We start from the raw sequence: 14,728 nt of genomic DNA, 5'->3' as shown, positions 1-14,728 counted from the left end.
ATATTAAACATATAAAACGTATATATGGAAGCGTATATAGTAGCTGGTTACCGCACAGCGGTGGGAAAAGCCAAACGGGGTGGGTTCAGGTTTTACCGGCCCGATGATCTGGCCGTTGATGTGATAAAAGGACTGATGGCTTCTGTTCCGCAACTGGATCCCAAACGGGTTGATGATGTAATTGTAGGGAATGCCGTACCTGAAGCTGAACAGGGCTTGCAGGTAGGCAGGATCATTGCCGCCCGGGCATTGGGTTTTAGTGTTCCGGGTATGACGGTGAACCGGTACTGTGCATCGGGTTTGGAAACTATTGCTATTGCCACGGCCAAGATCCGCATGGGGATGGCTGATTGTATTGTTGCCGGTGGTACCGAAAGCATGAGCCTGGTGCCTACGGCAGGTTGGAAAACCGTTCCCGCTTATTCCATTGCCAAAGACGAACCCGATTACTACTTAAGCATGGGTTTAACCGCTGAAGCAGTGGCCAAAGAATATAATGTAAGCCGCGAAGACCAGGACCAGTTCTCGTATCAATCACATCAGAAAGCTATCAATGCGATTGATAAGGGGTATTTCAAAAACGGTATTCTGCCCATAACAGTAGAAGAAGTTTACCTGGATGAAAAGAATAAAAAGCAAACCCGCAACTATGTAGTGGATACTGATGAAGGACCACGTAAAGATACCAGCATTGAAGTGTTGAATAAACTGAAACCGGTATTTGCTGTCGGCGGATCGGTAACTGCAGGTAACTCCTCGCAAACCAGTGATGGTGCGGCCTTTGTTATTGTAATGAGCGAAAAAATGGTGAATGAACTGGGGCTTAAACCTATTGCCCGGTTAATAGCCTGTGCATCGGCCGGGGTGCATCCACGCATAATGGGTATTGGTCCGGTTGAGGCTGTGCCTAAAGTATTAAAACAAGCTAATATGAGCCTGGGTCAGATAGACCTGGTTGAGTTGAATGAAGCTTTTGCTTCACAGGCATTGGCCGTTATAAGAAAACTTGAAATTAATCCTGACATCGTTAACATAAACGGTGGTGCAATAGCGTTAGGGCACCCGCTGGGATGCACCGGTTGTAAGTTAACGATTCAGTTAACACATGACATGAAGCGATTGAACAAGAAATATGGTATTGTTACTGCATGTGTTGGCGGCGGACAGGGAATAGCAGGGATTATAGAAAATATTAATTAGTAGAAATCATTACTATATACAAAGCTGCTTCTCATAGAGAGGCGGCTTTTTTTATGCGCGTACATGTACGAGTAGCAAATGAAAATGTACGGCACTTATCCCCATTTCATCAAGTGGCAAAATTTTTGTTCAATCACAGCTCATAAATGGATTGTCATCAGGTAATCAAAAGGCCGATTATCATGAAGCAGTCTTCCAAAATCAACCTTATGGACAGAAGAGAATTCTTCACGCTGAAGAGAAAAGCTAATGCTCCTTCAGCGAAAAACTATGGCTTTCGTCAAATTTATTCCGGATTAAACCCACAAGCTGGCACCCTTACAGCACAGCAGGCAGCTCACTTATTGAAGAGGACCATGTTTGGGGCCAAAAAAGTTGACCTCGATTATTTTACCGGGATGTCGGTGTCCCAAGCGGTTGATGAATTGTTGAACGTACCTGCCACATTGCCTGCACCCCCTTTAAAAAATTACGACAACTCAAACATTGAAGCCGGTGATCCTGATCTTACTGTAGCGCAGGGCACTACCTGGGTTAACAATGTTTCAAAAGGTGTTGCCTCCAATGGCGCACGGGGTAAATCGTTTAAATGCTGGTGGCTGGGTCAAATGATCAACCAGGACAGAAGCGTTCGCGAGAAAATGACGCTGTTCTGGCATAACCACTGGTCAACAGAGATCAACATGATCGAAAGGCCCACCTTCGCCTACGGTAACAACCAGTTGTTGCGGGGAAGCGCCTTAGGCAACTTCAAGAAAATGGTAAAGGATGTAACGCTGGATAAAGCCATGCTTCGTTACCTGAACGGTTACCTGAACTCCAAAACCGCGCCTGATGAAAACTATGCGCGGGAACTGCAGGAGCTGTTTACCCTTGGTAAAGAAAACACGCCTAACTATACCGAAGACGATGTAAAGGCGGCCGCCCGGTTACTGACCGGTTATAAGATCGACATGGATACCGAGATCGTGTCGTTCAAGGCTGAGGACCACGACCAAACCAATAAAACTTTCTCTTCTTTCTATAATGGTACCGTAATTGCCGGCCGCAGCGGCGCTACTGCCGGTGATGCTGAGATCGATGACCTTATCAATATGATCTTCAGCAAAACAACACAGGTATCTGAATTCATTGTAAAAAAGATCTATAGATGGTTTGTTTATTACACTATTGAACCTGATACACTCACCAACGTAATTAAGCCACTTGCCCAATTGCTGGTTAGCAGTAACTGGGAATTAAAACCCGTTTTGAGTGCGCTATTAAAAAGTGAACATTTCTTCGATCCGCTTAGTCAGGGTTGTTTGATCAAAGGACCGGTTGACATGATCGTAACGATGGCGCGGGAATTCAACCTGGTATTCCCCGATGCAACTGATTATGTTAATCAGTATAACATGTGGGATTACCTGCAAACCCAGTCGATGGAGATGCAACAGGACATTGGCGACCCGCCGAATGTTGCCGGATGGCCTGCTTACTACCAGATACCGATGTTCTATGAAACATGGATCAACCACGATACCATGCCCAGACGGGAGAAGTTGATCGATCAATTGATTGTTAACGGATATATGCGTAACAATTTAACGCTGAAAATAGATCCGGTTGAATTTACCAGGCAGTTTGCCGACAGAAGGGACCCCAACCTGCTGATAAACGAGGTATTGGACGTATTGTATCGCGTACCAATCTCAGATACGCAGAAAGGAACCATCAAAACGCAAATTTTGCTTAGCGGCCAGGCCGATGATAACTATTGGACCAGTGCGTGGGATATATACGAGCAAAACCCAGGCAATATGACGGCGTACAATACTGTTGCCATGCGCCTGCAAACACTTTACAAATATTTAATGAACCTGGCCGAGTATCAATTAGCTTAACATTCAAACCGATCTTATGAAGCGTAGATCCTTTTTAAAAAACGCCCTTCCTGCGTCTATAACATTACCTGCCGTGCTGAATGGTTTTTCAGTACAGGCCTTCACAAATGCCAATCCATTGGTACAGGCCTTAATGGGTAACACCACCGAAACCGACAAGGTACTGGTGATAATACAGCTTGTTGGCGGTAACGATGGATTGAACATGGTAATACCCATCGAGAATTATGCAAATTATTATGGCGCCCGTAAAAATATTGCGATAGCCCAAAACAAGGTGCTTCCTTTGAACGGGACCTCAAAAACCGGTTTGCATCCTGGTATGACAGGTTTGCAAACATTATATAATGAAGGTAAACTGAGCATTATTCAGTCTGTGGGTTATCCTTCACCCAACTTTTCGCATTTCCGCGCTACGGATATCTGGATGAGCGCTCCCCCGGATGCTGATACGGTAGTATACAGCGGCTGGGCAGGCCGTTATCTGAACCTGGAGTTCCCGAACTTCCCCAACGGTTATCCTACTGCGCAAATGCCCGATCCTTTAGCTATTCAAATCGGTTCTGTACAAACCCTGGAATTACAGGGACCTACATTCCCAATGGGTATGAACATTACCGACCCTACCAGCTTTTATGATTTCCTCGACAACGTAGGCGATCCTCCACCCAATACACCATGGGGTAAAGAGCTGGAGTACATTAGAATGATCATGGGACAAACCGAAGTGTACTCTAATGTAATCAGAGCAGCTGCAGCAAAAGTCACTTCGCAGGGTTCATACCCCAGTAACAACCGCCTGGCGCAACAGTTGCGCATTGTGGCCCGCCTCATAAAAGGCGGTTTAAAAACCAGGATCTACAAAGTTACTGCCGACGGGTTCTTCGATACGCATGCAAGCCAGGTAGAAGCGGCCGATACCACTACAGGTAACCATGCCCAGCTGATGGCCCGGCTTTCGGATGGCATCAAAAGTTTTATGGACGACCTGAAAGGGTTAGGCATCGATGACCGGGTGCTTGGTTTCACCTACTCTGAATTTGGCCGTCGTATAAACTCCAATTCAAGTTTGGGTACCGACCATGGCGCTGCCGCACCGGTATTTGTATTTGGAAAACATGTGCGGGGTGGCATCATTGGCACCAACCCTACCATTTCGGCAGATGCCAAACAAAACGACAACGTTCCTTATCAATACGATTTCCGAAGCATTTATGCTTCTATATTGCAGCAGTGGTTTTGCGTAAAGGATGCTGATCTGCAAACTATTTTGTTCAAGAATTACCAGAACATTCCTTTGGCGATAAATGAAGCCTGCGGTATTACAGGCATCACTGACCTGCGCAATGACGGCGAACAGCTGATCATTAACTATCCCAACCCGTTTGTTGAAACAACAAAGATTACGTTTACAACAAAAGGCGGCCATACGCTGGTGCAGGTGATGGATACCATGGGAAGGGTAATAAAGACACTTACTGACAAAGACTATACATCCGGTACCTATACTGTAACATTCGACGGGTATGGGTTGGCCAATGGGGTTTATTACGCCCGTTTCCAAAACGGCGTAGCCCAACAGGTGCGGCCCATGCTGAAGACACGATGACGTAGAAAATTTAATCCGTATAATGAAGGCTTCCCCACTTCTGTGGGGGAGCTTTGCTATTTATAGCTTATCGGCTAAAGTGTGCTAAAACTTGCTAAAGTGAGATCCAGGGGAAAGAAATTTTCGTACCTGTAAGTTTAACTGGGCTGGAATGCGATTTTGGACGGGCATTTCCTTTACGGAATGGGGAAATATAATAATGGAAAGGCCCCGTTTTTTGTTACCCTGCTGTAAATAGTTTTAATTTGCCTTAGATCGGTAACCTAACCATTAATCCTGAACAGACCGATCCTTAAATTTGATTATGTTGAAGGTTTTTATAACAGATGATCACGAATTATACCTTGAGGGTCTGGTGTTATTGCTGAACAAGCAGGCCGGCATTGAGGTTATAGGTTCAGCATTTACCGGTGAAAGTTTGTTGAGCCAATTGCCAAATATGGAAATCGACATCCTGTTACTGGATGTTCACCTCCCTGATATTGGTGAAGAAGAACTGCTTAAAAAGATCCGTGAAATTCAACCGGGATTAAAGATCCTTTACCTCACAATCATGCGCGGCACCCGCTATATTCATAAACTACTGAAATACGATATTCAGGGCTACCTTTTAAAGAATACCAATATTGCCGAGTTAACCAACGCCCTGGAAACAGTGGCCGGCGGTAACAAATTCTTCAGTAAAGAGATCAACATCCTGGATACCAACCAGGACTTCCGCAATACGGTAACTATTGAAGATAAAAAGGTAGACGAGATCCTTTCTAAACGCGAAATTGAAGTACTTACCCTTATTTGCAAGGAATACAGCAATAGCGAAATTGCCAAAAAGCTTTTCCTGAGCGTAAGTACAGTAGAAACCCACCGCAAAAACCTGATCGCAAAACTGGGCGTTAATAATACCGTAGGACTGGTAAAGTTTGCGCTTAAGAACAAGCTGATCGAATAATAATGATAATCCTGTAAATACTGTTATAACCCGATGCCGTAACCCCGGCAACCCTAAACCCCTGCCCCATGAAGAGTAAATTCACCTCTTTGGTTTATGTTTTTATTTTCTTCTTCCTGGCAAAGAGTTGCATCAGCGATTATATGACCCCCGGAAAGTATGACGGGGAAATTTCAAAGTATGAAAGGCTGATTAAAGATAGCACCACTGCCATCGGTTTTTTGGATTCAAATTACACCCGGGTAAAAAGATTTGGCGTTATGACTAATAGCTTCACTTACCATTTCAAGGTGAATGGCGAGGAGTACAAAGGTTACCACGACTTTAAAAAACTGCCCGAATCGCCCATCGTAAAAGTGTATTATCAAAAAGATAACCCTGCTACCAGCGATCTGGATCCATGGGCAAGCCGGGATTCGATCAAAAGACAAAAAGAAGGAAGCCACTCCATAAGTACTTTGCTTACCGGCATTATATTTGGTTTGTTTGGCATCGGTTACATTGTAGTATTTATAAGACAACTTACCGGTAAATTAAAACCAGAGCAGGAACCTGATCAGGGACCAAGCAATGTTATGGGCTATTGATCGCTGAATTAAATTAAGGTGATTGGGTGCTATGACTTGATGGAATAAGTAAAAACCCTTAATTTGGTAGTACAATTCGGCAATACCGGTGAAATACTACCTCTTACTTGGAACCCTGATAATTTGCGTAAATTCATTTGCACAGGTTGATACAACTCAATTAAAAAGTTTGTACGACCGTTGCCTTGATTTTTCTGAAGACAAGATAGATTCCATTCACTACTACGCCGACTACATTTCAAAAGAAGCGCACCTCCTGCAATTCAATAAGGGCAATGTTTTATCGCTACGGCTCAAGGGCATATATGAAGACCTGAGCAATAATTACGAAAAGGCCATTGAATATTACCTGCAGTCATTGGAAGCAGCGCGATTGATACGGGCGCCGGAATATGAGATGGCTGCTTTAAGCGATCTGGCCATTGCTTACTTCGCCATCAGGGAACCCGAAAGGGCAAAAGAGTTTTATTTACAGGCCGCCGAAATATCGGAACAGGATGGAAAGATCCCTTCCCTTATTAATACCTACAACAACCTGGCGGTTATTTATACCCAGCTAAAGCAATACGACAGTTCGCATATCTTATTAAACAAGGCTGTGCAGTTGGGTAGGAATCTCGAACGCCAGGGCAAGATCAGTTTATCGAGCACCTACAACAACCTGGGTAATTTATATTTCAAGGAAAAGAAGTTTGATGAAGCGCTGCCTTACTTCTGGCAAAACCTGGTAAGGCATAACAACGATGGTGATTACGCCGGACTATGGACAGCCCGGCTGAACCTGGCTGATATATATATAGAAAAGCACCAGTTTGACTCTGCTACGAAATATGCACTAAGCGCCATGGAACTGGCGCAACAACTGGATTCAAAAAGCAAGGAAGCCGATAGTTATAGCATTCTCGCCAAGTTATACGAGTACCAGGGTAAATTCAATAAAGCATACGAGTACATTAAAAAATGGTATTCGCTGGATACGGCTATCCTGCATGGTGATACCTATAAAACCATTGCCGCCCTGCAGGAACGTTTTCATGCGGGTGAACGGGAAGCGGAAAACAGGTTGTTGTCGGAAAAAATTGAAAAAGAAACCATCCGAACCCGGGAGCTTACGCTGGTGGCTGTTGGTTTGGCCATCATAGGGGTGCTGATAGCGATTGGGTTTGTTATAAAACGAAATGCCCACCGGCGCTTGCAGGAAACCAATGACCTTATTATTCAGCAGAACCAAAAGCTGTCGGAGTTAAACTACGAGAAGAATTCACTTATCAGCATAGTATCGCACGACCTGAACACGCCTTTTGCTACCATACAAATATGGGGACAGGTGATGAAAAATGATGCCGACCGTTTATCGCCCGAACAACAAAAAGCCATGGCCCGCATCTTACAGGCTGGTTTGTATGGGGAACGCCTCATCAGGCAAATTCTGGATGTAGAGCGGGAAGATATAGGCGGTCATAAGCTGCAACTGGAAAAATTTGACCTGCGCGCCTTTGCCGAAGAAATGGCAGACAACTTTAAACCGATGGCCGAAAAGAAGAACATCAGCTTACATGCGGTGGCTTCCGGTAAAAGGCTCTTTATTTTAAGCGACCGGTACCTGGTTGGCCGTATTTGTGAGAACCTGTTATCGAACGCCATTAAATATACGCCCCAGGGCAAAAACGTTTGGATAAGCATTCATGATGAACACGACCACCTTGGTATAAAGGTGCGGGACGAAGGCGTTGGCATCGATAAAGAAGAATTGCCCTTCCTGTTCTCGAAATACAGTAAGATCTCATCAAGACCTACAGATGGCGAATCCTCCAATGGGTTGGGCTTATCAATTGTAAAAAGAATAGTAGAAGAGATCAACGGGCGGATAACGTGTGAAAGTCAGATAGGAGTGGGGAGTGTGTTTACGGTGCTGTTGAAGAAGTAGGAAAACGGCTGCAAGCTGTAAGCCGCAAGCTGCAAGCAAATACAAGGCGGAAAGCCAAAAGGTTAAAGCCAAAAGCAAATGCCCTTATGGTACTAACAATTCCCTATACCTAACTCCCTTTATCAACCATGTCAACTTACTACTTTATACCGCCTAACCTTGTTTTACCACGTTAACCTGTTAACTTGTTAACATTTCAACCAGTCAACTATTGCGTATATAAAATAAATGCCGTAAATTAACGTTTAATTACATTACTTACTAACCCTTGATCATATAATAAAGCCCCGGAGTTACTGCCGGGGCTTTCGATATTATAGCTTATAACTGTTATTGCTTCTTCGGTTTGTCGGTCATGTAGAACGTAAGTGTGCCGCCTTTCATAATGTCTTCATGCGTGATAGTGGGTTGCTCCAGTTGTTTACCATTCAGCAGCACCTTTTGTACATATACATTTTTATCGCTTTGGTTGATGGCCTCTACGGTAAAGCTGTTCTTGTTTTCGAGTTGTAATACGGCTTTGTTGATGGCCGGGCTGCCTAACTGATACACCGTGGCGCCAGGTGCTACCGGGTAAAAACCAAGCGTAGAGAAAAGATACCAGGCACTCATTTGTCCGCAATCATCATTACCACCTAACCCATCAGGCGCTGGTTTATACTGGTGTTTCAGGATCATTCTTATCCGTTCCTGTGTTTTCCAGGGTTGACCGGCGAAATTGTACAGGTAGGCCACATGGTGAGCGGGTTCATTACCATGAATGTAAGTGCCAATGATGCCATCACGGGTGATGTCTTCCGTTTCGGCAAAATATTTATCGGGCAGGTACATGGTGAACAGGCTATCGAGGCGGGCGCTGAATTTCTTTTTGCCACCCATCAGGTTTATTAATCCTTCAGGGTCCTGGGGAACAAAAAAGCTGTAGTTCCAGGTATTGCCTTCAATAAAACCCTGGCCATTGGTACTCAGGGCGTCGAAATTATTTTTAAAACTGCCATCTTCATTGCGGGCGCGCATAAAACCAACCGATGGATCAAAGATGTTCTTATAATTACCTGCGCGTTTGCTGAATGCTTCATAAATATCTGTGCGGCCCAGTTTCTTTGCTGCCTGGGCTATGCTCCAGTCGTCATAGGCATACTCCAAAGTAGTTGAAGCGGAAGTACCCAGCTTTTCAGCAGGGATGAATCCTTTCTCCACATAACTGCCAATGCCTTCATAGTTGGAGTGGCTGGCGGTAGTTACACAGGCATCCAGTGCATGCACTGCATCGAACGAAGTATTACCCTTTATAATGGCATCGGCAATTACCGAAACGCTGTGATAACCACTCATGCACCAGTTGTCGTTGTTGTAATGGCTCCAGATGGGCAGCATCTTCAGCACGCTTTGATCGTAATGCGCCAGCATGCTATTTACCATATCGCCATTGCGGGCAGGTTGTATGATGTTGAAGAAGGGGTGCAGGGCCCGGTAGGTATCCCATAACGAAAAGGTTGTATAGTTGGTAAAGTTGGCAGCGGTGTGTATGTTCTGGTCGAGGCCTTTGTATTTACGGTCAACATCCATATATACCGTGGGGCCCAGGAAGGCATGGTATAAAGCGGTATAGAAGTTTTGTTTCTCTGCTTCTGATGCCTCGATGCTGATCTTTGCCAGTTCATTGTTCCAGGCGGCCTGTGCAGCGGCTTTTGTTTGTTCAAAATCCCAGTTGGGGGCTTCTGTTCTCAGGTTCAATAAGGCGCCTTCGGTGCTTACCGATGAAAGCGCCATCTTCATTTTTATTTTCTCGCCTTCTTCGGTATTAAAGTTGAAGAACATACGCAATTGTCTGCCTGCCAGGTCGGGGAAGTTTTTGGTTTGGTTAAACTTGCCCCAGAAGCCGCGGTACACCTGCTTTTTGCCAAAATCCTTACAGCCATATTCTTTAAATGGCTTTGAAAAGGTCATGGCAAAATAAACGGTGCGGGTACGGGCCCAGCCAGCTGTTTGGCGATAGCCGGTAACCAGTGTATCGTTCTCCACCCGTACAAAGGTCCACACGTTTTTATCCTCGTAATTGTAAATGCCATGCATCAGGTCCAGGATGATGTGCGCATCGTTTGTTTTGGGGAAGGTGTACTGATGAAAACCAGTACGGGTAGTGGCGGTGAGCTCGGCGGTGATGTTGTCATCATCGAGCTTTACTTTGTAATAACCCGCTTCTGCTTTTTCATTGGCATGGGAAAATGCCGAACGAAAACCGGTTTTGGTATCGGTGGCCACACCAGGGTTCAATTGAAGGGCGCCTGCCGTTGGCATAACCAAAAAATCGCCCAGGTCGCTATGGCCGGTACCGCTAAAATGGGTATGGCTGAAGCCTACAATGGTTTTATCGTCGTACTGGTAACCTGCGCAATATTTATATACATCAGGATTGTACTTCCCGTTCATTTCATAGGGAAGGGTATCGGTATCGGGGCTCAGTTGCACCATGCCGAAGGGAACGGCAGCGCCGGGAAAAGTATGTCCCATACGCTGGGTGCCAATAAGCGGGTTTACATACTGAACTACATTTTTTTGTTGGGCAAATAAGGATAAGGGCAACATCCATAACAACAGGAAGCGTTTCTTCATGTGCGAATTTTTCTGTATTTAAAAAACTTAGCAGCTACAAAACTAGGGGCTAATGTTCTGCTAAAACGCACCTAGCGCATCGTTTCCTGTGCTTTTACATATAAATCCCAAAGCTGGTCAACCGTTTTGCCGGTGTATTGCGCCCATAACCCGGCTTCGTAGGTACCCTTATAGGCGGCGGTGTTTAATTCGTCCACGATCTTTTTGTCGTAATTATCTTCTACCCAGGCCAGAAAGCGGGCGGTAACGCGGTAAGCGTTGGTATAATGGTGCCCGGGTTTTACCGCGGGGAGGCTCCAACCGCCTTTTTCATTGTTTACGCCGTATTTGTAGCGCACATAATCGGCTATACCTTCTGTTAACCAGCCGGGAGTATTGCCGGTATGGTAGTCCTGCACAATGTGCATGGCTTCGTGGGTAATTACGTCGATGTCTTCGGGATGGGCTTTCATCCAGCCGGGGTTGCAACGAATAATGCCGTTGTTGGCGGCCGCCACCCCATCGTAGGAAGGGTCGATGATGAAGACAATTTTCTTTAAAGCATCTTTATTGAAGCGTTTTACTTCCTGCGGATAAACCGTAAAAAAGGCTTCGGTTAATTTTTGCTGGGTAACGGGGTTGAAGGCGGAGTCCTGCACTAAAAAAATTAAAGTAAATCCTTTTTTGGTGATAGAGTCGCTGCGGTAAATGGGATTGTTGTTCCGGTCGCTCCAGTCGTACTGTTTTTTTGTTTGTAAGGACTGGGTGTAGGCCAGGGAGATGCTGGTGCATGCCAGTGTTAATAGGAACAGGCTTTTCATTTATTTTGTTTATTGGTTGACACGTTGACAGGTTAACATGTTTATACGTTAACTTGTTAATGGGGTGAATTAAGTAGAAGGTTGATAAAGTTGATAGCGTTGACAGGGTTGACCAGTTGATCAGTTGACCTGGATGAGCAAGTTGATAACGTTGATAGAGTTGACAGCGTTGATAAAGGGGGGCGTTATATGAAAGTAGTTCCGTTTCATAAGTTTCCTGGCCGTGTCGCTGATTGCCTATTCACGATGCCGATTTGCTCGACTTAGGACTGCCGATTCTCCCACTGCCTTTTGCTTTAGCCTTTCAGCTTTCAGCCCTGTATTTGCTTGCGGCTGTTTTCCTACTGCCCTTCCTCATGATCATAATACGATCCCGTTTCGTAATCAAACGTCTTTCCCTTGGTGCTTTTATAGTTGGGATCGTAGCGAACGAAGAAATATAGATAGATGACGCGGCTGAGGCGCATGAGCCAGGGTTGCAGGAAGATCAGTAAGAAAATATTGATGCCGAGCCACCAGAAAAAGCGGTTGTCGCTTGTGCTCATGCCTATAAGCACCCACCAGGCAACAAAAGTGGTTACCGACAGGGCCACTGATAAGGCATAACTCACATAGGCGGTGCCGTACCAAAACCCTACTTCCATTTCATACTTCTGACCGCATTCGGGACAATGAGTGGGCATGTCGAACACCTTTTTCAAATTCCACGCATTATTACTATTAAACATGGGGCCTCTGCGACAGCGCGGGCATTTCATGGTTAACATACTCCATAGGTAATTGGGTTTAGATGCAGGCATGATGCTCTCGGTTGATGAGCCGCGAAGGTACAAAATTAGTTGAAGACGTTTTTTGAAGGGTAAGTTCTCAGTTCTCAGTTCTCTGTTCGCAGTTGAAATCCAACTAAAAACCAGGAACAGAGAACTGAGAACAGTGAACTGAGAACTATTTAAGCTACAGGCGTACCAATCTTTTTCCTTTCGCCTATTTGTTGTCTCCACATAGCATAATACAAGCCTTTTTCTTCGATCAGGCTTTCGTGGCTGCCGGTTTCTACTATATCACCTTTCTCCAGTACATAAATCCGGTCGGCATGCATAATGGTAGATAAGCGGTGTGCGATCAGGATGGTAACCTGGTTGCGTTGGGAAGAAACATCCTTTATCGTATTGGTGATCTCTTCTTCTGTTAATGAATCGAGTGAGGAAGTAGCTTCATCAAAGATCAATAATCGCGGTTTGCGCAACAGGGCGCGGGCAATAGATAACCGTTGTTTTTCACCGCCTGATAATTTCAGACCGCCTTCGCCGATCATGGTATCGAGGCCTTTCTCAGCACGGGCCAGCAAATTCATACAGGAGGCTTTTTTAAGCACATCCAGCAGGTCTTCTTCAGTGGCTGACGTATTTACAAACAACAGGTTCTCTTTAATGGTACCTGAAAACAATTGGGTGTCCTGCGTTACAAATCCAATCTGGTTGCGCAGGTCTTCATAGTTGATGTCGTTTTCGTCGATGCCATTGTACAGGATCTTTCCCTGTTGCGGGCGATACAAACCTACCAGCAGTTTCATTAGAGTTGTTTTGCCGGAACCGGAAGGACCAACAAAGGCGATGGTTTCGCCGATTTGGGCCGAAAAGCTGATATCGTCAATAGCGCGTGACTGGGCGGTCTGGTGTTTGAAACCAACCTGTTTAAAGTCGAGCGTTTTAATATCGCCGAGGTGTTTGGGATGTTCTGGCTGGCGCTCGGGCGCTTTTGTCATCAGCGTATGGAAGTTGTTCAATGACGCTTCTGCTTCACGATAGCTGATGATGATATTGCTGATCTCCTGCAAGGGTCCAAATACAAAGAAGGAGAAGATCTGCATAGTTACCAATTGTCCGAAATCCATTTTATCATGGAAGATCAGCCACGTTAAAATGAACAAAATCACCTGACGCAAAGTGTTCACAAAGGTGCCCTGTACAAAGCTGATGCTGCGTACGCGTTTTACTTTGGTAAGTTCAAGCCCCAGGATCTTGTAGGTATTTTTATTCAGTCGGGTAACTTCCTGGTTGGTAAGGCCCAGACTTTTTACCAACTCTATATTGCGGAGTGATTCCGTTGTAGAACCTGCCAGCGAAGTGGTTTGTGCTACAATGGTCTTTTGAATGGTCTTGATTTTTTTACTGAGTATATTAGTGATCGTTGTAAGCAGTAAAATACCCACTACATAGGCAACGGCGATTGTCCAGCTGATCCAGATAGAAGCATAGATCATAACAAAGGTTACACCTACCAGCACACCAAACATTATATTGATGAAATAATTCATGAACTTCTCGGTATCGGCCCGCACCTTGGTGAGCACGCTCAGGGTTTCACCACTGCGCTGGTCTTCAAACTCCTGGTAAGGCAACCGCATAGCGTGTTTTAAGCCATCGGTAAATACTTTGGCGCCAAATTTCTGGATGATCACGTTCAGGAAGTAGTCCTGGAAGTTTTTGGCTATCCGGCTTACCATGGCTACGCAAATGGAAGCTAATAACAGCCAGATAACACCGTAATAAGGAGTGGTAGCAGTAAAGAATTCTGTACCAGGTCTTTTATCTTTCGGTGTATTTAAATACTGACCGGCGAGCCGGACAAGTTTCCCTAATATAATAGGATCAAATAAGGAAAAAGCGGTATTTACAGCAGCCAGAAAGAGCGTTAAACCAACCAGCCATCTGTATGGTTTTAAATACGTTAGTAAAATCTTCATAATTGCAATTAACAGTTAATCAAAGGGAATGTTTGTCGGGGGTTGGGGAATTAATATACAATTTATATAAAGTTACCTGAATGGCCTTTGCCGACAGGGAAGAGTGCAGGTAAAACCGGGATTAGTACAACCCGTTTCAAGTTCCAGGTTCCAGGTTTAGTTGCCAGGTTTCAAATTGAAAAAAGGATGCTCTCAGTTGGTGGCGTACTGTTTCTAACTGAAAACGGGGTAATTTCAGTTGGTGGCGTATTGTTTCTAACTGAAAACAGGTCGATTTCAGTTGGTAGTGTACTGTTTCTAACTGAAAACAGGGTGATTTCAGTTGGTGGCGTGCTGTTTTAAACTGAAAACAGGGTAATTTCAGTTGGTAGCATATCATTTTAAACTGAAAATGATATGATTTCAGTT

At 44.9% G+C, this 14,728-nt stretch carries 10 protein-coding genes; 6 read left to right on the top strand and 4 right to left on the bottom strand.

Going from position 1 to position 14,728, the window contains the following annotated elements; all coding sequences use genetic code 11:
- Positions 1–24 precede the first annotated feature (24 nt).
- The 6 genes from NIAKO_RS27495 (at position 25) to NIAKO_RS27470 (ending at position 8,158) form a co-directional block, all read left to right on the top strand.
- Positions 25–1,200 carry a thiolase family protein gene (locus tag NIAKO_RS27495; protein ID WP_014221729.1) on the top strand — a complete coding sequence of 392 codons (1,176 nt, stop codon included), beginning with the start codon at positions 25–27 and terminating at the stop codon, positions 1,198–1,200.
- Between the two features lie 209 nt (positions 1,201–1,409).
- Positions 1,410–3,086 (top strand): DUF1800 domain-containing protein, encoded by a 1,677-nt coding sequence (locus NIAKO_RS27490; protein ID WP_165761278.1) that lies wholly within the window; start codon positions 1,410–1,412, stop codon positions 3,084–3,086.
- 16 nt (positions 3,087–3,102) lie between these two features.
- On the top strand, positions 3,103–4,695 hold the full coding sequence (locus NIAKO_RS27485) for a DUF1501 domain-containing protein (protein ID WP_014221727.1): 1,593 nt from the start codon (positions 3,103–3,105) through the stop codon (positions 4,693–4,695).
- Between the two features lie 304 nt (positions 4,696–4,999).
- Positions 5,000–5,644, top strand: a complete 645-nt coding sequence (locus NIAKO_RS27480; RefSeq protein ID WP_014221726.1) for a response regulator — start codon at positions 5,000–5,002, stop codon at positions 5,642–5,644.
- Positions 5,645–5,712: 68 nt separating this feature from the next.
- Positions 5,713–6,231, top strand: coding sequence for a hypothetical protein (locus NIAKO_RS27475; protein WP_014221725.1), 519 nt, complete (start codon positions 5,713–5,715; stop codon positions 6,229–6,231).
- 88 nt (positions 6,232–6,319) lie between these two features.
- A complete protein-coding gene (locus NIAKO_RS27470) occupies positions 6,320–8,158 on the top strand; it encodes a tetratricopeptide repeat-containing sensor histidine kinase (RefSeq protein ID WP_014221724.1) in 1,839 nt (612 codons plus the stop codon).
- Between the two features lie 330 nt (positions 8,159–8,488).
- Here NIAKO_RS27470 and NIAKO_RS27465 read toward each other — a convergent pair whose 3' ends face one another.
- From NIAKO_RS27465 to NIAKO_RS27450, 4 genes are all read right to left on the bottom strand, one after another.
- The gene (locus NIAKO_RS27465) at positions 8,489–10,774 is read right to left on the bottom strand and encodes a GH92 family glycosyl hydrolase (protein ID WP_014221723.1); all 2,286 of its coding nucleotides are present in this window, start codon (positions 10,772–10,774) and stop codon (positions 8,489–8,491) included.
- Positions 10,775–10,845: 71 nt separating this feature from the next.
- Positions 10,846–11,574: a basic secretory protein-like protein gene (locus NIAKO_RS27460; RefSeq protein ID WP_014221722.1), complete on the bottom strand. Its 729-nt coding sequence runs from the start codon at positions 11,572–11,574 to the stop codon at positions 10,846–10,848.
- Positions 11,575–11,915: 341 nt separating this feature from the next.
- Positions 11,916–12,374: a DUF983 domain-containing protein gene (locus NIAKO_RS27455; protein ID WP_014221721.1), complete on the bottom strand. Its 459-nt coding sequence runs from the start codon at positions 12,372–12,374 to the stop codon at positions 11,916–11,918.
- A gap of 149 nt (positions 12,375–12,523) precedes the next feature.
- Positions 12,524–14,320: an ABC transporter ATP-binding protein gene (locus NIAKO_RS27450; protein ID WP_014221720.1), complete on the bottom strand. Its 1,797-nt coding sequence runs from the start codon at positions 14,318–14,320 to the stop codon at positions 12,524–12,526.
- Positions 14,321–14,728: the final 408 nt, after the last annotated feature.

Origin of the sequence: Niastella koreensis GR20-10, from assembly GCF_000246855.1 — a bacterium.
In the GTDB taxonomy this organism is placed as follows: Bacteria; Bacteroidota; Bacteroidia; order Chitinophagales; family Chitinophagaceae; genus Niastella; species Niastella koreensis.
The sequence above is the reverse complement of the archived record's forward strand: the minus strand, read 5'-3'. Positions and strand labels throughout refer to the sequence as shown.